A 20312-nucleotide genomic window follows, 5' to 3' on the forward strand; every position below is an offset into this window, starting at 1 on the left:
CAAGGGGACGTATGTCGCACGAACTCCACCACTTCTCCATGGGAATGTGGCTCTTCGCTCTCGGCTGGTTCGCCTCAGCCGTCGGGTGTTACGCAGGTTTGACCTGCGCCCGCCACGCCACGCGGGTCGCCCGGTCCCGGGCACGCTGGACCTTCCTCGCGAGCGTCGCGATCGGCGGCGTCGGCATCTGGCTGATGCACTTCATCGGAATGATGGGCTTCTCGCTTCCGGGATCGCCGGTCCGGTACGCATTGGCACCGACCCTGCTCTCCGTCGCTCTGGCGATCGGCGCGACATGGTTCGGACTGTGGATCCTGCAGGCGGATGTGCGACGGTTGCGGTCCTGGTCGCCCGGTGAACGACTGGCCGTGGGAGGCGTGGTGATGGGCCTCGCGGTCGCCGCCATGCACTACGCCGGAATGTCGGCGGTGCGGGTTCAGGGAGAACTCCAACAACAGAGTCCGTACATCGCTGGATCGGTGCTGATCGGGGTGGTCGCCTCTCTCACCGCGCTGTGGCTGTCGGGTGCGGCGGAGAGTGCGGCGATGCGCGTCGTGGCGGCGGCCGTCATGGCCTCCGCGGTGGTCGCGCTGCACTACACCGGCATGGCCGGGGTGGCAGTGCACGTGCTGCCGGACGCGCCCGAACCCACCGGGATGACCGTGATGTCGCTGATGTTCCCGGGGTTCATCGCAGGTTTCGTCGTCCTCGGCGCGATCGTGCTGCTGCTGCTGGCGTCACCGAGCCACGATGATCTGCGCGCCGAGGCCGAGATCGCAGCCTGGGATTCGGGCACGCCCCGCACGTCCGATCTCCACTAGTCTGGACCCATGGGCGAGCGTCCCGAAGTACGTATCGGAACGGCCGAACGCGAAGAAGCCGTGCAGCTGCTCGGTGACCACTTCGCGGCCGGCCGGCTCACGCTCGACGAGTTCGACGAGCGTGTGACTCGCGCGACGGAAGCCCGGACCCGCGGCGACCTGGTTCCGCTGTTCCGCGACCTGCCGTCGGCGCCGGCAGCCCTGGTGCCCCCACCAGCCCGCGAGAACCTCTATCTGAACCTCGTGACGCTGGTCCCGCTGGTGCTCGTCGCGCTGCTGATCCTCGTCGCGATCCGGCACCCGATCGCGATTCTCCTCGCGCTCGTCGCCCTCTGGATGCTGGGGCGCAGGGCGTACCGCCTGGTCACGGAATGGCGAGCCTCGGACCGGCCGCCCGGCGGTGCCGACTAACGTTGGCGCCATGCCCCCTTTCGCCTGGCAGCGAGTGCTGCCACTCGTGGTTGCCGTCATCGCGGTCACGGTGATGCTCCTCCTGCCCGGCGACACCACTCCCTCGGGGCCACCGCATTCCGACAAGGTGACCCACGCGCTCATGTTCGCGGTGCTGGCGTACTGCTCCCGCTTCGCGCGCTTCTCCCCCGCGATCACGCTGGTGGGGCTGGCCGCGTACGGAGCTCTCACCGAGGTGTTGCAGGCGACCGTCGCCGTGCGGCGTTCGGGATCGGTCTGGGACTGGTGCGCCGACCTCTTCGGCATCCTTGTCGGCCTCGCCGTCGCCGAGGCGCTCCGCCGCCGCACCCGCGCAGCGCGCGCACGCTGAAACCGTTTGCGGCACCGGCCTGTTCGTCAGGTACCGCCTGCCCGGCGAACGCTCACTCCTGCGGGGCCACGAGGCGGTCGCGCAGAGCCTGCAGCGCGGTGTCGCCGAGACCGAGGCCGGCCGCGAAATACCCTTCGATGCTGCCGTACCGGGTCAGCGCCTCGTCGATTGCGGTTTCGAGGTACTCGCGCCGCACACCGAGAATCGGAACGAGGATGTCCGGGTCACCTCCCCGTTCGGCGAAGCGGGCGAACATCGTGTCGAAAGCGGGCAGCAGCATGTCGTTGGTACGCAGGTAGTCGGCGAACACCGCATCCTCGTCGGCGCCGGCGAACAGGAGCAGGGACGCTGCGGCCCACCCCGTCCGGTCCTTCCCCGCGCTGCAGTGGACCAGCGCGGGAACGTCGCCCTGCGCCATACCTTCCGCGACAGCGCGATACGACGCGAGAGCGCTCGGCAACGTCACGAAGTCCCGGTAGCTCCCCCGCAGATATTCGACGGCGCGGCCGTCACCGAACGCCTGGGCGGCCAGTGCGGGATCGGCAACGATGTCGGGAAGTGCTGCCGCGATGGACCCGTTGTTCCGGTCGGCGAGGACGTCGAGGGCGAAGTGCCGGGCGTGCGCCGGAAGCTTGTCCGGACGCAGCTCCTGCTCGGCCGCGGTGCGGAGGTCGAAGACGTTCGCGATGTGCAGCGCCGTGAGTGTGTCGAGATCGGTCTCGGTGACCCGGCTCAGGTCGGTCGAGCGGTACACCACCCCGGTACGAACCACGCCACCGTAGGAACTCGCACACCCGCCGATGTCGCGGAAGTTCGCCAGTGACGGGATCGCGAAGGCGGTGTCCGCAGCGGCCTCGCTGCCCAGTGCATCGGTCATGTCGACAACCTACGGCGTTGCGCTCGGAACCGGAAAGCCCCGCACGGCTCAGGTGTGGCGCCCGAGGACCCGGTCCACGGCGGCGAGCGCCTCGTCGAGTTCGGCTGTCGTGACCGTCAGCGGGGGCCGGAATCGGATACCGCGGGTGCCGGTGCCGATCATGAGGACGTGCTCGTCGCGGTACAGGTCGCGCAGCACCGCGTCGCGCATGTCCGGTGACGGCAGGGTCAGCGCACACATCAGCCCGCGGCCCCTCGGCTCCGTCACCGCGGGACGGCGCGCGGCGAGTTGCTGCACTCCGGCCAGCAGATGCGCCCCACGGGTGCGGGCACGCTCGATCAGTCCGTCCCGTTCGATCACCTCGAGGATGCGGCGGGCACGCACCATGTCGGTGAGATTGCCACCCCAGGTGGAGTTGAGACGAGAGCTCACCGTGAAGACGTTGTCGGGCACTTCGTCGATCCGCCCACCGGCCATGATCCCGCACACCTGCGTCTTCTTTCCGAATGCCACGAGGTCGGGAGCCACGCCGAACTGCTGATAGGCCCAGGTGGTGCCGGTGAGTCCGACACCGGTCTGCACCTCGTCGAACACGAACAGCGCGTCGTTGGCGCGGCACAGATCCGCCATGGCCCGGAAGAACTCCGGACGGAAGTGGTGGTCGCCGCCCTCCCCTTGGACGGGTTCGGCGATGAAGCACGCGATGTCGTGGGGGCGCTCGGCGAATGCGGCGCGCGCCTGGTCGAGCGCGCGGTCCTCCGCCGCGGCGATGTCGCGGCCGTCGCACAGATAGGGCGCGTCGATTCGCGGCCAGTCGAACTTCGGGAAGCGTGCGGTCTTCACCGGATCGGTGTTGGTGAGCGACATCGTGTAGCCGCTCCGCCCGTGGAACGCCTCGGTCAGATGAAGTACCGAGCCTCCGAGGCCGGGGTCGAGTCCGCGGGACTCGTTGAGGCGGCTCTTCCAGTCGAACGCGGCCTTGAGAGCGTTCTCGACGGCGAGCGCACCGCCGTCGACGAAGAACAGGTGCGGCAGGGCCGGGTCCCCGAGGACCCGGGCGAAGGTGTCGACGAACCGGGCCATCGGCACCGTATAGATGTCGGAGTTGCTGGGCTTGTTCGGTGCGACAGTGCAGAACTCCTCTGCGGCACCGGGGTCGTCCGCGAGCGCAGGATGGTTCATGCCCAGCGCCGAGGACGCGAAAAACCCGAACATGTCGAGGTAAACAGTGCCGTCGCGCTGGTCGACCAGTCGTAGGCCGCGTGAGCGTTCGAGGTCGAGGACGAGGTCTGCTCCGTCCGTGAGCAGGTGCTGCCGCAGTACGTCGTGAACGCGGTCGGGAAGGAGGGATCCGTCACTGTCCGGGCGCCGGAGTGCAGTACTCATACCGGGAACGATACGTCCGAACATTCAGTAAAGGGTCTTCATTACAAGAAATTTACCGGCGTTTACCGTCACCGCTCGTAAAATGTTTGGAGAATGACGGTGCTCCGGGTTGCCACGTTCGCGGTCGCACGAATTTGCTGAAGCAGATGTTCGAGCGCGCGCGGCGAGGCGACACGCACGAGGAGGATGTAGCTTTCGTCCCCGGCGACCGAGTGACAGGATTCGATGGCGTCGATATGGCGCAATCGCGCCGGTGCATCGTCCGGCTGAGACGGATCAAGAGGGGTGATGGCGACGAACGCCGAGAGCGCGAGTCCGATCGCCTCGGGATCGATTCTGGCGCTGTACCCGCGAATGATGTCGCGCGACTCGAGGCGTCGTACCCGGGATTGGACGGCGGACACCGACAGGCCCGCCTTGTCGGCAAGCGCGGCCAAGGTGGCCCGCCCGTCGGCTTCCAATTCGCGCAACAGCAATCGATCGATCTCGTCCAGCGCGTCTTTAGGGGATTCCGGCACCCGCGCAGATTATCCGAGCACGAAGGGACCACACCGATGAATGCGACCTCCGACCTCCGCACCCGAGCAGAGGCGGCCCTGAGCCGTTGCGGAGTCGAACTTCCGCAGGACGGTGTCCTCGGCGTCACGAGCCCGGTCGACGGCACCGAACTGGCTCGACTTCCCCTCCACTCGGCCGAAGACGTCGATCTCGCTGTTTCGACCGCCGCAAGCGCGTTCGAGCAATGGCGGAACGTGCCCGCCCCGGTTCGCGGACAACTCGTCCGGCGTCTCGGCGAACTCCTCGTCGAGCACAAGAGCGCCTTGGCAGCACTCGTCACACTCGAGGTCGGGAAGATCCCGTCCGAGGCGGCGGGTGAGGTTCAGGAGATGATCGACGTCTGCGACTTCGCCGTCGGCTTGTCCCGCCAGTTGTACGGGCGGACCATGCCGTCCGAACGTCCGGGCCACCGCCTGATGGAGACATGGCATCCCCTCGGCGTCGTCGGTGTCATCTCGGCGTTCAACTTCCCGGTCGCGGTGTGGTCGTGGAACACCGCGATCGCGCTCGTGTGCGGCGACCCGGTCGTGTGGAAGCCGTCCGAGACCACGCCGCTCACCGCGCTCGCGTGTGACGCACTCCTGCGGCGCGCTGCCGCCGATGTGGGTGCGCCCGACGGCCTGCACCACGTGCTTCTCGGCGACGCCCGCGTCGGAGAAGCCCTTTCCGACGATCCGCGAGTCGCGCTCGTCAGCGCAACCGGGTCCGTTCGGATGGGTCGGTCGGTCGCTCCCCGCGTCGCCGCGCGCTTCGGCCGGTGCCTGCTCGAACTCGGCGGCAACAACGCAGCGATCGTCACCCCGTCGGCCGACCTCGACCTCACGGTGCGCGGCGTCGTGTTCGCCGCCGCGGGTACCGCCGGGCAGCGGTGCACGACACTCCGGCGGCTCATCGTGCACCGGTCGATCGCCGACACGCTCGTCGAGCGGCTCGCAACCGCGTATTCCGGCTTGCGCGTGGGAAATCCGTTCGACGAGGGAGTCCTCGTGGGTCCGCTCGTCTCGGAGAAATCGTACGAGGCGATGCGCTCTGCTCTCGATCGCGCCGCTGCCGACGGCGGCGTTGTCGTCGCCGGCGGCGACCGTGTCGACGTGTCCGGGAAGGGGGTCTACGTCTCCCCCGCACTCGTCCGCATGCCGGGCCAGACCGAGGTCGTACGGGAGGAGACGTTCGCACCGATCCTGTACGTCCTCACCTACGACGACCTCGACGAGGCGATCACGCTGAACAACGCAGTCCCCCAGGGGCTGTCGTCGTCGATCTTCACCCTCGACCAACGGGAGGCCGAGCAGTTCCTCTCCCGCTCGGACTGCGGTATCGCGAACGTCAACATCGGTACCTCCGGGGCGGAGATCGGTGGTGCGTTCGGCGGTGAGAAGGAGACCGGCGGCGGCCGCGAATCGGGTTCGGATTCATGGAAGGCGTACATGCGCCGCGCCACCAACACGGTGAACTACTCGAACGAACTCCCGCTTGCCCAGGGTGTCGAATTCGGCTGAGCCCCAACGGCGGATCTCAACCGCGGTCCCGGCCCTTCCGCGGACGGATCCTCAGGAGTTCGGGCACGTCGACGGTCTCGTTTCCGGCCAGCGGGTCGTCCCCTCGGCGGGCGAGCACGCGCGAGACGGTCTCGACACCCGACAGTGCCGTGGCCGCTTCCCGCGCGACCGACTCGTCGTACACCTCGAACCACGGATACCCGCGCTCGGTGTACTCGCGCGCGGTGATCGGCTCGGTCGGCGGCGCTGTTCCCGTCAGGGTTTCCCACTGCACGCTGTTGACCAGCGCAACGTGCGCAGCCGAGCGACGGCCCGTGTCCCATACGCCGCGTTCTTCCACCGGCGTCGCGACGCGCTGGGTGATCGAACCGCCCGCGCCGAGCCCCATGCCGGGCGGCGGAGGCGGCGCGAAGGTCATCATGTGCTGCCGGTCGTCGGTTCGCGCGCGCCGCCGCTCGTACACGTCGGCCCTCATCGGGGACGCGGCGATCCGGATTCCCCCGGTGGCCGGCCCGCGACCGAGTTGTTCCTCGACGGTGTACCCCGCACCCAGCGGCATCGCCACGAACTGGCGGACCAGTCCGCCGTCCACACAGAACCCGTCGAGCCAGGGTTGTTCCGGGACCTCGAAATAGTCCTCGGCATCGAAATCGGGTTCCGGCGTCCAGGGCCCGCCCGTCACCGCGTCGACGTCGCCGGTTCCGACCTTGACGAGAAACGGATAACGAGTGTCGAACTTGATCCAGCAGGCTTCGGACTGCCATACGGGCAGGACGATGTGCTCGTCCAAAACACGTAGAGGAAAGGTGCCCAGGCTCGGTGGCAGCGGGTAGCGCTTCCCGTCGTCCGGCACCCGGACGGTGCGGTGGAACGAGACGGCCAGTTCGGCTTCCCCGTGTACTTCGGGGAACTCGAAGTACAGGGTGTCGCCGTCCACGCTCAATGCCATGCCTGCCCCTCTCGCGGGCCGGGGGTGGCCACGCGAGTCCAGGTTGCCGTCCCGTCAGTGGTTGCGCAACGCGTCCACGAGTTCGTTCTTGCGCATGCTCGAGTAACCGCTCAAGCCGAGTTCTTTCGCCCGCTTCTTCAGGTCGTCGACAGTCCAGTCGTCGTACGACCCGGACTTTCCGCCTCGCTTCCCGACCTTCGACTTGCCCTCGGCAGCGGCAGCGTTGGAGATCCGGGCAGCTTTCTCCTTCGACGCGCCGTCGTCCCGCAACTCTTCGTACATCTTTTCGTTCTTGATCGACGAGTTCGGCATCGTGCTCTCCTTTCGATGTGTGCGGGGTATACCCGTCCGTTCCCACCTACACACGTCCCGGCGCAATGCCCCGACGCGGAGCAACCGTGTGGCGTACGACACATCTTGTGGTAGACCGGGGACCATGTACCCAGGGAACTTCGTCGCGACCACCCCCGACAAGCCGGCCATCATCCGGCCCGCCACGGGCGAATCGCTCACCTACCGGGAACTCGACGAACGCTCGATCCGGCTGGCGAAGCATCTGCGCGCCGCCGGCCTGGCGCCCGGCGACCATCTTGCGTTGATATCCGACAACGACCTGCGCGTCATGGAGGTGTACTGGGCAGCACTGCGTTCCGGCCTGTACATCACCGTGGTCAATCGGCACCTCACTCCCGACGAAGCGGCCTACATCGTCGACGACTGCGACGCGCAAGCCCTGGTCGTCTCGGCACACGCCCTGTCGGCGATCGATACGTCACCCGGGGCATACCCGGGAGTGGCCCACCGCCTCGTCTTCGGCGGGTCGCTTCCCGGCTTCGACGACTACGAGGATGCGCTCGCCCGCCACGATCCGTCACCGCTCGACGACCAGCCTCGCGGCCGGGACATGCTGTATTCCTCCGGCACCACCGGGCGGCCGAAGGGAATCGAACCGGCTCTGTCCGTGGGCCAGGTGCAGGACGTCCCCGACCCGTACACCGCGGTGTTCGCGCCCATGTACGGGTTCGACGACACCACGGTCTACCTGTGCCCCGCCCCGCTGTATCACGCTGCGCCGCTCCGGTTCTGCGGCACCGTTCAGTCTGTCGGCGGCACCGTGATCCTGATGGACCGCTTCGACGCCGAAGAAGCGCTCGCCCTGATCGAGAAGTACTCGGTCACGGCCTCCCAGTGGGTGCCGACGATGTTCGTGCGGATGCTGAAACTGCCGGAGGAGACGCGGGCGAGATACGACGTCTCGAGCATGAAGGTCGCGATCCACGCGGCCGCACCGTGCCCACCGGAGATCAAGCGGGCGATGATCGAGTGGTGGGGCCCGGTGATCCACGAGTACTACGCGTCCACCGAAGGTGCGGGCGCGACCTTCATCGACTCCGGGCAGGCGCTCGCGCGGCCCGGGTCCGTGGGGCGCGACGGCGTCATGGGCATCGTCCACATCTGCGACGACGAGGGAAACGAACTCCCCGCCGGCGCGATCGGGACAGTGTGGTGGGAACGCGACGAACACCCTTTCCGATACCATAACGACCCCGAGAAGACCGCAGCGGCAACACATCCCGACCACCCGACCTGGACGACGAGCGGGGATATCGGGTACCTCGACGACGACCGCTTCCTCTACCTGACCGACCGCGCCGCCTTCATGATCATCTCCGGCGGCGTCAACATCTACCCGCAGGAGTCGGAGAACGTCCTCACCCTGCACCCGAAGGTCTACGACGTGGCGGTCATCGGCGTGCCGAACACGGAGATGGGCGAAGAGGTCAAGGCCGTCGTGCAACTCGCAGACGGGGTCACGCCGAGTCCCGAACTCGAGCAGGAACTGCTCGAGTACGTCCGCGACCGCGTGTCGCACTTCAAGGCACCGCGCAGTGTGGACTTCTCCGACGACCTGCCGCGCACACCCACCGGCAAGCTGGTCAAACACAAGTTGCGTGCCCGCTACGTCCCGGCGGCGGGGTGACGAGATGTCCACCGAACAGGAAACCGGACTGCCTGCGATGCCGCTGACCGAACTGGCCGCCGCGTTGCCGCAGGGCGCACTGGTCACCGACCCTGACATCCTCGCCGGATACCGCCACGACCGTGCGCAGGACCCGGACGCGGTTGTGCCCGCCGCCCTGGTGCGCGCCACGTCGACCACGGACGTGCAGGCCACGCTGCGGTGGGCGAACACCCATCGCGTCCCGGTGGTGCCCCGGGGAGCCGGCACGAGTCTGTCGGGCGGATCCGGCGGCATCGCCGGGGGCATCGTGCTGAGCACCGAGAAGATGCGTGCGCTCACGGTGGACACGACCACCCGAACCGCAGTTGCGCAGCCGGGGCTCCTCAATTCCGAGGTCAAGCGGGCAGCGGCCGAGCACGGTCTGTGGTACCCGCCGGACCCGTCGTCGTTCGAGATCTGCACGATCGGCGGCAACGCCGCGACCAACGCCGGGGGCCTGTGCTGTGTGAAGTACGGGGTCACGTCCGATTACGTCCTCGGTCTCGAGGTCGTGCTGGCGGACGGTACCGCGGTGCGATTGGGCGGCCCGAGACTCAAGGACGTCGCCGGCCTGTCCTTGACGAAACTGTTCGTCGGCAGCGAAGGCACCCTCGGCGTCATCACGGAGGTGACGTTGCGACTGCTTCCGCCGCAACCACCGGCGTCGACGATGGTCGCCACGTTCGGGTCGGTCCAGGCCGCCGCCGACGCGGTCGTCGCGATCACCGGCATGCTGCGGCCCGCGATGCTCGAATTCATGGACCGGACCACGATCGGAGCGGTGGAGGACATGCTCCGGATGGGTCTGGACCGCTCCACGGAAGCGATGCTCATCGCGCGTTCCGACGTACCGGGGGCGGCCGCGGCCGAGGAGATCACGCTGATGGCGCAGGCATGTCGCGACGCCGGTGCCGACGAGGTGTTCACCACCGACGACGCCGCGGAGGGGGAAGCGTTTGCGGCCGCCCGCCGGATGGCGATCCCCGCGGTGGAGCGCACCGGCAGCCTGCTGCTCGAGGACGTCGGGGTTCCCCTGCCGGCTCTTCCCGCGCTTGTGGAGGGGATCGCCGCGCTCGCGGCGAAGCACGATGTGACGGTCGCGGTCATCGCTCACGCCGGGGACGGCAATACCCATCCCCTGATCGTCTACGACCCCGCCGACGACGAGATGGCCGTGCGAGCACAGGCGGTTTTCGGAAAGATCATGGATCTCGCGATCGAACTGGGCGGCACGATCACCGGGGAGCACGGCGTGGGCCGCTTGAAGAAGGCGTGGCTTCCCGACCAGGTCGGCCCTGACGTCATGGCTCTGACCAGGCAAATCAAGAATGCGCTGGACCCTCGGACGATCCTGAACCCGGGGGTGGTGCTGTGACCCGGACGCAGCCCCCCGGGCGTGGGAACGCGTCGATTCCGGCCTTGCACCCGGATCGGCCCGTGAACGGCCATAATCGTCGCGTGAACATGCCTTCGCCCGACTCCGTCTCCGAACTCCCCCTACGCGACACCAAGTACAGGGAGCTCGCGCACTACCCCGAATTCGGCATCGTCACAGCATGGTTGCGCGATTACATCCGGTCGAGCGTGCCCAACGCACGGATGAGCGAGCGGGAGTACTGGTCGGTCGCGTGCCTGCCCGACAATTCGGTGTCGCCGACGGGCCGCCGACTCGTGAGCGTGTATGCCGGTGATCTCGAGGTGGCCGGCCTCCACCTCGACACCCCGGGACCGGGTCTGCGGAATGTCCAGGGCTGGATCACGGTGACGCGAGAGGGTCTGGAAGAGGCCTGCGGCGCGTCCCTCGACCGGATCGCTGCAACCTTCCCTGCGCTGAATGTGACGCACAGCGGTGCGATGGCCACGATCGCATGGACGGAAACACCCGAGAGCCGGGAGCAGTTCGACGCCCTGCCGTGGCGGGCGCCGGCCCGTGCCCTCGTCACCGAACTGGTCCGCACCGGGCGCAACCGGTGGGCCGATCTGCACTCGCCTCAGATCGCTCAATTCGCCTTCGAGGACTGAGCCTGTCGGCGGTCGGGTGCACGATAGACAGGTGAGCTCTGTCCTCGACCGATTCTCCGCACCGACCCGTGAATGGTTCGGCGGAGCTTTCGACGCCCCGACTCCCGCTCAGCTCGGTGCGTGGGAGTCGATCTCGTCCGGCGCGCACACCCTGGTCGTGGCACCCACCGGTTCCGGCAAGACGCTCTCCGCGTTCCTGTGGTCGCTCGACCGGCTCGCCGCCACCCCGGCCGACGAGACGGTCGCCCGCGAGCAGCGCACGCGGGTGCTCTACGTCTCGCCGCTCAAAGCTCTCGCGGTCGACGTCGAACGCAACCTGCGATCGCCGCTGGTCGGGATCACCCAGACCGCCAAACGGCTCGGCCTCACCCCGCCGGACATCAGCGTCGGGGTCCGCTCCGGCGACACCTCGCAGGCCGACCGACGCAAGCTCGCCCGCACCCCACCCGACATCCTGATCACCACTCCCGAGTCGCTGTTCCTCATGCTCACCTCGTCGGCGCGGGAGAACCTCGCCGGCGTGGAGACCGTGATCGTGGACGAGGTGCACGCCGTTGCCGGCACCAAACGGGGCAGCCATCTCGCGCTGTCGCTCGAACGGCTCGACCTGCTGCTGCGCGCGCCCGCGCAGCGCATCGGACTGTCCGCGACGGTACGGCCCCACGAGGAGGTCGGCCGGTTCCTCGCCGGTGGCGCGCCGATCCGGATCGTCGCACCCCCGGCGGCCAAGACGTGGGATCTCACGGTCCGGGTCCCGGTGGAGGACATGACGGAACTCGGTGTCGCCGAGCCGGACGAGGACTCGGCGTCGCCCACTCCCCAGGCGGGGTCGATCTGGCCGCACGTCGAGGAACAGATCGTCGACCTCATCACCGCACACAGGTCGACCATCGTGTTCGCGAACTCGCGACGGCTCTCCGAGCGGCTCACCGCCCGGCTCAACGAGATCTACGCCGAACGCACCGGCACCGAGGTCGACCGCGTGAGCAGACCCCCGGCCCAGATCGGGGCGCCCACCGAAGTCACGTACGGCGCCGAACCGGTGCTCGCCCGCGCGCACCACGGCTCCGTCAGCAAGGATCAGCGCGCCCTCATCGAGGACGATCTCAAGACCGGGCGCCTGCGGTGCGTGGTGGCCACCTCGAGCCTCGAACTCGGCATCGACATGGGTGCGGTCGACCTGGTCATCCAGGTGGAGGCACCGCCGTCCGTCGCGAGCGGCCTGCAACGGGTGGGCCGCGCCGGGCACCAGGTGGGTGAGACGTCCCGCGGTGTGCTCTTCCCCAAGCACCGCACCGATCTCATCCATTGCGCCGTCACGGTGGAGCGCATGGTCGCCGGGCAGATCGAAGCGTTGCAGGTACCCGCCAATCCCCTCGACGTGCTGGCCCAGCAGACGGTCGCGGCGACCGCGCTCGAACCGCTCGACGTCGACGACTGGTTCGACACCGTGCGGCGCAGCGGATCGTTCGCGTCCCTGTCGCGACCCGTGTTCGAGTCGGTGCTCGACCTCATCGCGGGACGCTATCCGTCTGACGAGTTCGCCGAGCTACGGCCGCGTGTGGTGTGGGACCGCACCGAGGGCACGCTCACCGGGCGCCCGGGCGCGCAGCGACTCGCGGTCACCTCGGGCGGCACCATCCCCGACCGCGGATTGTTCACCGTGTTCATGGTCGGCGAGAAGAACACCCGTGTCGGCGAACTCGACGAAGAGATGGTCTACGAATCGAGGGTCGGCGATGTGTTCGCACTCGGCGCCACCAGTTGGAGGATCGAAGAGATCACGTTCGACCGGGTACTGGTCTCGCCCGCTTACGGTCGTCCCGGCCGCTTGCCGTTCTGGCACGGAGACAGCCAGGGCCGGCCCGCAGAACTCGGAGCCGCTCTGGGCGCGTTCATCCGCGAGCTGGGCCACGCCGACGCCGAGGAAGCCGAAAAACGCTGTCGCAACGGCGGACTCGACGACAACGCGACGACCAACCTGATCGCTCTGCTCACCGAGCAGCGCACCGCGACAGGACAGCTTCCCACCGACCGCACCCTGGTGGTCGAACGGTTCCGCGACGAACTCGGCGACTGGCGACTGGTGCTGCACTCCCCGTTCGGATTGCGGGTACACGCACCGTGGGCACTGGCGGTGGGCGCCCGATTGCTCGAGCGGTACGGCGTCGAATCCCACCCGACGGCCTCCGACGACGGCATCATCGTGCGACTGCCCGACGCCGACGACGCGCCACCGGGGTCGGAGATCTTCGTCTTCGACCCCGAGGACATCGACGAGATCGTCACCGAGCAGGTCGGTGGATCGGCGCTGTTCGCGTCGCGGTTCCGGGAGTGTGCGGCCCGCGCACTGCTGCTGCCCCGCCGCAACCCTGGCAAGCGGGCGCCCTTGTGGCAGCAGCGGCAACGCTCGGCCCAATTGCTCGATGTCGCGCGGCGCTACCCGACCTTTCCGATTCTGCTCGAGACCGTCCGCGAGTGCCTTCAGGACGTCTACGACCTGCCCGCCCTGCACGACCTCCTCGGTCGCGTCGCCCGCCGGCAGATCCGCCTCGTCGAGGTGGAAACGCCCACCGCCTCCCCGTTCGCCTCGTCACTGCTGTTCAACTACGTCGGCGAGTTCCTCTACGAGGGAGACAGCCCGCTCGCCGAGCGCCGCGCGGCCGCGTTGTCGCTCGATTCGACCTTGCTGGCCGAATTGCTCGGTCGCGTGGAATTGCGCGAACTGCTCGACGCCGACGTCATCGCCGACGCCGAACACGAACTGCAGCGACTGACACCGGAGCGGCGCGCGCGCGATGCCGAGGGTGTCGCCGACCTGTTGCGACTGGTCGGGCCGCTCACCGATGCCGAGTTGCGCGAACGCACCACCGACGATCCGACCGAGTGGGTCGCCGACCTCGCCCGCCGGCGACGCGCACTCCGCGTGTCGTACGCGGGTGAACAATGGTGGGCCGCCATCGAAGACGCGTCCCGGTTGCGCGATGCGCTCGGCGTGCCGTTGCCCATCGGGGTGCCCACCGCGTTCGTCGAGCCGGTCGCAGATCCGCTCGGTGATCTCGTGGGCCGGTATGCCCGCACCCACGGTCCGTTCACCGCGGCCGAGGTCGCGGCGCGGTTCGGGCTCGGCACGGCCGTCGTCGACTCCGTGTTGCGGCGGATGGCCGCGGACAGGCGCGTTACGTCGGGGGAATTCCGTCCGGGTGCCACCGGGTCCGAATGGTGCGATTCCGAGGTGCTGCGGCGGCTGCGACGGCGGTCGCTCGCAGCGGCCCGCCAGGATGTCGAACCGGTCAGCACGGCCACGCTCGGCCGGTTCCTTCCCGACTGGCATCACCTCGGCAAGGGCGCGGGTGGCAGTGCTCTCTACGGACTCGACGGCGTTCTCACGGTCGTGGAACAACTCGCCGGGGTTCCGCTTCCTGCAAGCGCACTCGAGCCACTGGTCCTCGCACCCCGCGTCCGAGACTATTCACCGACGATGCTCGACGAACTCACCTCGACAGGTGAGGTGGTGTGGTCGGGCGCCGGGTCCATCTCCGGCAAGGACGGCTGGGTCCTGCTCCACCCCGTCGACCTGGCACCGGTGACCCTAGCGCCCACCGAAGAACTCGACATGTCCCCGATCCACCACGCGATCCTCGACTCGCTCGCCGGTGGTGGCGCGTTCTTCTTCCGTCAGCTCACCGATGCCGTGTCCGCCCGGGAATCGACCGCCACCGACACGACTGTCGCTGCAGCACTGTGGGACCTGGTCTGGGGCGGATACATCTCGGGAGACACGCTTGCGCCGCTGCGGGCCTTGATCGGCGATACCTCCCGCGCGACGCCCGCGCACCGGACCCCGCGGCGCGCCCCACGGGCGCGGATGTACCGGGCCCGCCCGGCGATGCCGTCGCGCACCGGCCCGCCCACCGTCGCCGGTCGCTGGTCGTTGCTCCCCGAACGTGAGACCGACGCGACGATCCGTGCACACAGCATCGCGGAACTGTTGCTCGAGCGGTACGGGGTCGTCACCCGGGGGGTCGTGGTGAGCGAGGGCGTACCCGGCGGGTTCGCCACGATGTACAAGGTGCTCAGCCGGTTCGAGGAGCGTGGTCGTTGCCGGCGTGGGTATTTCGTCGACTCGCTGGGAGGGGCCCAGTTCTCCACACCCGCGGTCGTCGACCGCCTGCGCTCGTTCGCCGATTCGATCGAAGGCCGCCACGACGAAACCGCGGCGATCACCCTCGCAGCGTGCGACCCGGCCAACCCGTACGGCGCCGCACTCCCGTGGCCGAAGTCCTCGGCCCCCGACGACGCACCCCGCCACCGGCCGGGACGCAAGGCCGGTGGCCTGGTGGTTCTCGTCGACGGCGCCCTGGTGCTGTTCATCGAACGCGGTGGCCGCACGATGCTCACCTTCGACGACGATCCGGGACTGCTGCGCAGTGCGTGCGCTTCCCTCGCCGCGACCGTCAAGCGCGGGGGCGTCGACAAGATCGTCGTGGAGAAGGTCGACGGTGCCTCCATCCACGGGCACGCGTTCGCCGACATCCTGGGCGAGTCCGGTTTCTCGGCGACGCCGCGCGGATACCGGTTGAGGTTCTGACGATGCCCGAGGGCGATACGGTCCACCGCGCGGCGCGGCAACTGAACGCCGCTCTGGCGGGGAGAACGCTCACCGAAACCGATTTCCGCGTACCTCGTTTCGCCACAGCGTATTTCACGGGTTGTGTCGTCGACGAGGTGGTGTCGCGGGGCAAGCACATCTTGATCCGGTTACCCGGCCACACGATCCATTCGCATCTGAAGATGGAGGGCGAGTGGCACATCTACGAGCGCGGCGCGCGGTGGCGTAAACCCGGTTTCAAGGCTCGCGTGGTACTGGGTACGGAACAGACGCAGGCCGTCGGGTTCGAACTGGGAATCCTCGAAGTTCTCCCCCGTGACCGGGAAGAGGATGCGGTGGGCCACCTCGGGCCCGATCTGCTCGGAGCCGACTGGGACGCGGCGCGCGCCGCGGAGAATCTGTCGCGCGACCCGCTCCGCCCGATCGGGGTTGCCGTGCTCGATCAGCGGGTCATGGCGGGCGTGGGCAATGTGTACCGGTCCGAATTGTGCTTCCTGCGCGGCGTCGATCCGCGGGAGCCGGTGGGTACGGCAGGTGATCCTCGGGGCTGGGTGGACCTCGCACACCGCATCCTCACCGCGAACCGCGAGCGGGCGGTGCGGGTCACGACGGGTGATCGTCGTCGCGGCCGGAACCTCTGGGTGTACGGGCGGCGCGGCGATCCCTGCCGACGTTGCGGGACACCCATCGAATCCTGGGACCTGGGCACGGCCGCCGAACCGGAGCGGGTGGTGTACCGGTGCCCCCGCTGTCAGCCGCGCGGTACCGGACCGGAAGCCTCTCCGGCATGTTCGAGTAGCGAAACGCAATGTGCCACCAGCATTTCCCGGGACACCGTGACGTCGCCTTCGAGGTAGCCCATGAACATGCTGGTGAACGCTCCGACCAGTCCCACGGCCACCAGGTGCCGATACGCTCGATCCTCGATGCCGGTGAGCCGGCCCTCGACGAGCGCGACGAATGCCGGCGCGAGTTCGAGACCACGGCTGCTCAGGGCGGGCTCGCGCAGCGGGGCCAGGAGCAGCACGCGCCCCTTGGCCGGATCATCGACGGCGAGGCCGACGAAGGCCCGCACCGCAGCCTCCGCGACACCCGTCGGCGGCGCCGAGGCAACCGCGGCCGCGAGCGCCTCGCGCGCCTGTTTCGCGACGTGTGCGTACACCTCGCGGACGAAGGTGTCCCGGTCGGTGAAGCTCTCGTAGAAGTACCGCTCGGTGAGTTCGGCCGCGCGGCACACGGCACGGACGTTCGCGATCGCACCGCCGGGCGCGCCGATCAGGTCGGTACCGGCGGTGAGGAGCCGTTCCCTGCGTACCCGTCGGCGTTCTTCGATGCCGACCCCCGCCCAACTGCGGCGCGTGGTGCCCACTGCTGTTTCCCGTCGTTGACTACGTGCCGGACAGATCCTACTCTGACAACATGCGTAGTCAGTATCCCGGCGGTCAGGGCGTCGACGAGCCGGCACCGGACGAGACGACGGCCCGTCCGGCTGCGGCACCGCCCGAGCCGCTCGGCCCCGACTCGCTGACCTGGAAGTACTTCGGCGGATGGCGCGGCATGCTGTTCGGGCCGTGGGCCGGGTCCATGCAGAACATGCATCCCGGCCTCGGTGCCGGAGTCGAGGAACACTCGGAGTTCTTCGACGAGCGCTGGGAGCGCCTCTACCGGTCGCTGTACCCGATCTACGGAGTCGTCTTCGACGGCCCGCGGGCACCGGAGACCGCCGCGCAGGTGCGGGGGTACCACAACACCATCAAGGGCGTCGACAAGAAGGGACGCAAGTACAACGCGCTGGACCCGGGCACGTTCTACTGGGCGCACGCGACGTTCTTCTACAGCCTCATGGTGTCGATCGAGTGGTTCGACGGCCCGCTCACCCTCGAGGAAAAGCACCGGCTCTTCGACGAGCACGTGCAGTGGTATCGCCTCTACGGCATGCCCATGCATTCGGTCCCCGAGTCGTGGGAAGCGTTCCTGGAGTACTGGGATCACATGTGCCGCAACGTGCTCGAAGACAACAAGGCGACCCGCGACGTCCTCGACCTGTCGAACCTCGATCGACCGCCGTTCCTGCGGTGGTTCCCCGAACCGGTCTGGAAAGCGCTGCGTCCGCCGGTCGTCGCCGGGTTCTCCTGGCTCACCGTCGGCCTCTACGACCCCCCGGTACGCGACCTGCTCGGGTATCGCTGGAGTGCTCGCGACGAGAAGATCCACGCCCTCGTGGGCCGCGCGATCGGTCTGGGCGGCAAGGTCGTGCCGAAGCGTTTCCGCTATCACCCGCGCGCCCGAGCGGGCCTCGATCGCGCCGCCGGCCGCATCGCCCGGGACGCCCCCGTGTTGCACACCCCGGGCCGTAATCTGCCGCCCGTGGACCGCCGCGACTCGCCCGTGCATTACAGCCCGAAAGTCACGTCACGGCACCGGCCCGGTGTGACACGCTGACGGGGTGTCCCCCACCCCGGCTCGCGACGCACCACGCCGGTTGGTTGCGTCCCGCCGTGTTCCGCTGTCACGCAACGCGGCGGCAAGCCGGATAAGTGCGTACGTCTACGGCAACGTGCTCGTCCTCGCAGCCCTGGTTCCGATCACCACCACCAGGCAATACATCGGCATCGCGATCGTGCTGGGCACCGCGCTCTCGACGTTTCTCGCGCACGTGTTCGCGGAGTCGGTCTCGCAGAGCGTGCGGTCGGCGCGCCCACTCACCGGCGCCGAGCGCTGGGTGGAACTCCGCAACTCGGTCCCGATCCTGTCGTCCGCGTCGCTGCCGTGCCTCATTCTTCTCACGGCGTGGCTCGGGTGGCTCGAACCTCGTACGGCACAAGTGCTCGCCGAGGTGGCGATTCTGATTCGCATCGGTTCGACGGTGTTCGTCGTCCAACGCCTGCAGGGCCGCCCCGCCGGAACCACAACCGTCTTCGCGGCGGTGGGGTTGGCCCTGCTCGCGTCGGCGGTCGTGGTCGTCAAAATCGCGCTGACGCACTGAGATCAGAAGCGTCCGGCGTGGCGAGACCACGCCCGGGTCACCGGGTGATCGGTACCGGCTCCAGGATCTCCCCGCGTGCTTCGGGGGCCGCCACCCGCAGGGCATCGGCCGACTCGTCGTCCGGCTGGGTCTGCGACAGGATTTCGGCCTCCACCCGGGCCCGGTAGATGTCGACCTCGCGATCGACCGTCTCGTCGTCCCAGCCCAGCAGCGGTGCGACGAGCCGCGCCACCTGCTCCGCGCAGTGCACCCCCCGGTGGGAGTACTCGATCGCGATCCGGGTGCGCCGCGCCAGGATGTCCTCGAGATGCAGGGCGCCCTCCGCCGCGACCGCGTACACCGCTTCCACCTGAAGGTAACGCGGCGCATCGGTCAGCGGCTCGAGCAATTCGGGCCTGTTCTTCGCGTGCTCGAGGACCTGGTCGATCATCGAGCCGTACCGGTCGAGGAGGTGCTTGACCCGATAGGGATGCAACCCGTATTCCTCGGCGAGGGACATGGTCTGGTTGACCAGCGCGAAGTACCCGTCGGCGCCCACGAGGGGCACCTTGTGCGTGATGGAGGAAGCGATCCGTGTCGGGATGTCCTCGGCGGCGAGATCGACTGCGTCCTCCGCCATCACGCGGTAGGTGGTGTATTTGCCGCCCGCGATGGCGATGAGGCCGGGTGCAACCCGCGCGACCGCGTGTTCGCGCGACAGTTTCGAGGTCTCGTCGCTCTCCCCCGCCAGCAGTGGCCGTAGCCCGGCGTACACCCCGTCGATGTCGTCGTGGGTGAGTGGCACCACGAGCACACGGTTGACGTGATCGAGAATGTAATCGATGTCCGCTTTCGTGGCCGCCGGGTGGGCGAGATCGAGGTTCCAGTCGGTGTCGGTGGTGCCGATGATCCAGTGATTGCCCCACGGGATGACGAACAGCACGGACTTCTCGGTGCGCAGGATGATCGCCGAGTCGCTCACGATGCGATCACGCGGAACGACGATGTGGACGCCTTTCGACGCCCGCACCCGGAATCTGCCCCGCTGGCGGGACAGCGCCTGGATCTCGTCGGTCCACACACCCGTCGCGTTGATGACGGCGCTGCCACGCACGTCGATGACAGAGCCGTCCTCGCTGTCGCGCACACGGACCCCCGCGACTCCGTCGGCCTCCCGCAGGAATCCGACGACCTGGGTGGACGTCCGGACAACCGCCCCGTAGTGCGCGGCCGTCCTCGCGACCGTCATGGTGTGGCGCGCATCGTCGACCACGGTGTCGTAATACGAGATTCCGCCGGTGAGCGAAGAGCGCTTGAGACCGGGGACCATACGCAGCGCGCCCGCCCGCGTCAGGTGCTTCTGCGCCGGCACCGACTTCGCGCCACCCATCCGGTCGTACAGGAAGATCCCCGCCCCGATGTACGGACGTTCCCATACCCGATGGGTAAGCGGAAAAAGGAATTTCAGCGGCTTGACCAGGTGCGGAGCGAGGGTGGTCAGCGCAAGTTCGCGTTCGCGCAGCGCTTCTCGCACCAGACCGAACTCGAGTTGTTCCAGGTATCGCAAACCGCCGTGGAACATCTTCGACGACCGGCTCGACGTCCCCGACGCGTAGTCGCGGGCCTCCACGAGCGCGACCCGCAGTCCTCGTGTCGCCGCGTCGAGCGCCGCACCGGCTCCGACGACGCCCCCGCCGATGACGATGACGTCGAATTGTTCGGTGGCGAGTTGCCGCCATGCGTCGGCGCGCTGTTGCGGTCCGAGGGGTTGCACACCTGGTTGATTCACCGCACCGCTCCCGTGAGTCGCCGACGTATCCCCGACAAGGCTAGTAGTTTC

The 20312-nt window shown here is 68.3% G+C and carries 18 protein-coding genes; 11 read left to right on the forward strand and 7 right to left on the reverse strand.

The features are described from left to right. The first annotated feature begins 11 nt into the window (after positions 1 to 11). The 3 genes from ACFWBU_RS04660 to ACFWBU_RS04670 are packed head-to-tail and all read left to right on the forward strand — an operon-like array spanning position 12 to position 1602. Positions 12 to 821, forward strand: coding sequence for an MHYT domain-containing protein (locus ACFWBU_RS04660; RefSeq protein WP_378527645.1), 810 nt, complete (start codon positions 12 to 14; stop codon positions 819 to 821). Positions 822 to 830: 9 nt separating this feature from the next. Then, complete coding sequence (locus ACFWBU_RS04665) at positions 831 to 1232, forward strand: DUF1707 domain-containing protein (protein WP_169619838.1); 402 nt, start codon at positions 831 to 833, stop codon at positions 1230 to 1232. Positions 1233 to 1242: 10 nt separating this feature from the next. Beyond that, entirely contained in the window at positions 1243 to 1602 is a 360-nt protein-coding gene (locus tag ACFWBU_RS04670) for a VanZ family protein (RefSeq protein ID WP_169619839.1), read from the forward strand. Between the two features lie 52 nt (positions 1603 to 1654). Here the strand turns inward: ACFWBU_RS04670 and ACFWBU_RS04675 are convergent, their stop codons facing one another. From ACFWBU_RS04675 to ACFWBU_RS04685, 3 genes are all read right to left on the reverse strand, one after another. Next, positions 1655 to 2479, reverse strand: coding sequence for a tyrosine-protein phosphatase (locus ACFWBU_RS04675; protein WP_378527647.1), 825 nt, complete (start codon positions 2477 to 2479; stop codon positions 1655 to 1657). A 48-nt stretch (positions 2480 to 2527) separates the two neighbouring features. Further along, positions 2528 to 3865, reverse strand: coding sequence for an L-lysine 6-transaminase (lat, locus tag ACFWBU_RS04680; protein ID WP_169651672.1), 1338 nt, complete (start codon positions 3863 to 3865; stop codon positions 2528 to 2530). A 68-nt stretch (positions 3866 to 3933) separates the two neighbouring features. After that, positions 3934 to 4383: an Lrp/AsnC family transcriptional regulator gene (locus tag ACFWBU_RS04685; RefSeq protein ID WP_169619842.1), complete on the reverse strand. Its 450-nt coding sequence runs from the start codon at positions 4381 to 4383 to the stop codon at positions 3934 to 3936. 36 nt (positions 4384 to 4419) lie between these two features. Between ACFWBU_RS04685 and ACFWBU_RS04690 the strand changes: the two genes are divergently transcribed. Continuing rightward, on the forward strand, positions 4420 to 5922 hold the full coding sequence (locus ACFWBU_RS04690; RefSeq protein WP_378527649.1) for an aldehyde dehydrogenase family protein: 1503 nt from the start codon (positions 4420 to 4422) through the stop codon (positions 5920 to 5922). Positions 5923 to 5938: 16 nt separating this feature from the next. Here the strand turns inward: ACFWBU_RS04690 and ACFWBU_RS04695 are convergent, their stop codons facing one another. After that, on the reverse strand, positions 5939 to 6871 hold the full coding sequence (locus ACFWBU_RS04695) for a hypothetical protein (RefSeq protein WP_169619844.1): 933 nt from the start codon (positions 6869 to 6871) through the stop codon (positions 5939 to 5941). Between the two features lie 54 nt (positions 6872 to 6925). Continuing rightward, positions 6926 to 7183, reverse strand: a complete 258-nt coding sequence (locus ACFWBU_RS04700) for a Rho termination factor N-terminal domain-containing protein (RefSeq protein WP_169619845.1) — start codon at positions 7181 to 7183, stop codon at positions 6926 to 6928. A gap of 124 nt (positions 7184 to 7307) precedes the next feature. On the opposite strand from ACFWBU_RS04700, the gene ACFWBU_RS04705 reads away from it, so the two are divergent. The 5 genes from ACFWBU_RS04705 (at position 7308) to ACFWBU_RS04725 (ending at position 16364) form a co-directional block, all read left to right on the forward strand. Then, on the forward strand, positions 7308 to 8852 hold the full coding sequence (locus ACFWBU_RS04705) for an AMP-binding protein (protein WP_378527651.1): 1545 nt from the start codon (positions 7308 to 7310) through the stop codon (positions 8850 to 8852). 4 nt (positions 8853 to 8856) lie between these two features. Beyond that, on the forward strand, positions 8857 to 10248 hold the full coding sequence (locus ACFWBU_RS04710) for an FAD-binding oxidoreductase (protein ID WP_378527653.1): 1392 nt from the start codon (positions 8857 to 8859) through the stop codon (positions 10246 to 10248). A gap of 89 nt (positions 10249 to 10337) precedes the next feature. Beyond that, positions 10338 to 10895, forward strand: coding sequence for a hypothetical protein (locus ACFWBU_RS04715; RefSeq protein WP_206036604.1), 558 nt, complete (start codon positions 10338 to 10340; stop codon positions 10893 to 10895). Between the two features lie 31 nt (positions 10896 to 10926). Next, positions 10927 to 15486, forward strand: a complete 4560-nt coding sequence (locus ACFWBU_RS04720; protein WP_378527654.1) for an ATP-dependent helicase — start codon at positions 10927 to 10929, stop codon at positions 15484 to 15486. A 2-nt stretch (positions 15487 to 15488) separates the two neighbouring features. Further along, positions 15489 to 16364: a DNA-formamidopyrimidine glycosylase family protein gene (locus ACFWBU_RS04725; RefSeq protein ID WP_378527655.1), complete on the forward strand. Its 876-nt coding sequence runs from the start codon at positions 15489 to 15491 to the stop codon at positions 16362 to 16364. On the opposite strand, the gene ACFWBU_RS04730 is transcribed toward ACFWBU_RS04725, so the two are convergent. Beyond that, positions 16259 to 16876, reverse strand: a complete 618-nt coding sequence (locus ACFWBU_RS04730) for a TetR/AcrR family transcriptional regulator (RefSeq protein ID WP_378527656.1) — start codon at positions 16874 to 16876, stop codon at positions 16259 to 16261. The genes ACFWBU_RS04725 and ACFWBU_RS04730 overlap by 106 nt on opposite strands. Before the next feature lie 50 nt (positions 16877 to 16926). On the opposite strand from ACFWBU_RS04730, the gene ACFWBU_RS04735 reads away from it, so the two are divergent. Both ACFWBU_RS04735 and ACFWBU_RS04740 read left to right on the forward strand, forming a co-directional pair. Further along, positions 16927 to 17949: an oxygenase MpaB family protein gene (locus tag ACFWBU_RS04735; RefSeq protein ID WP_378527657.1), complete on the forward strand. Its 1023-nt coding sequence runs from the start codon at positions 16927 to 16929 to the stop codon at positions 17947 to 17949. A 4-nt stretch (positions 17950 to 17953) separates the two neighbouring features. Continuing rightward, entirely contained in the window at positions 17954 to 18493 is a 540-nt protein-coding gene (locus tag ACFWBU_RS04740) for a hypothetical protein (RefSeq protein ID WP_296548998.1), read from the forward strand. Between the two features lie 37 nt (positions 18494 to 18530). Here the strand turns inward: ACFWBU_RS04740 and glpD are convergent, their stop codons facing one another. Continuing rightward, entirely contained in the window at positions 18531 to 20246 is a 1716-nt protein-coding gene (glpD, locus tag ACFWBU_RS04745; protein ID WP_378527694.1) for a glycerol-3-phosphate dehydrogenase, read from the reverse strand. Between the last annotated feature and the right edge of the window lie 66 nt (positions 20247 to 20312).

This window comes from Rhodococcus sp. NPDC060084 (assembly GCF_042730335.1).
Lineage (GTDB): Bacteria > Actinomycetota > Actinomycetes > Mycobacteriales > Mycobacteriaceae > Rhodococcus.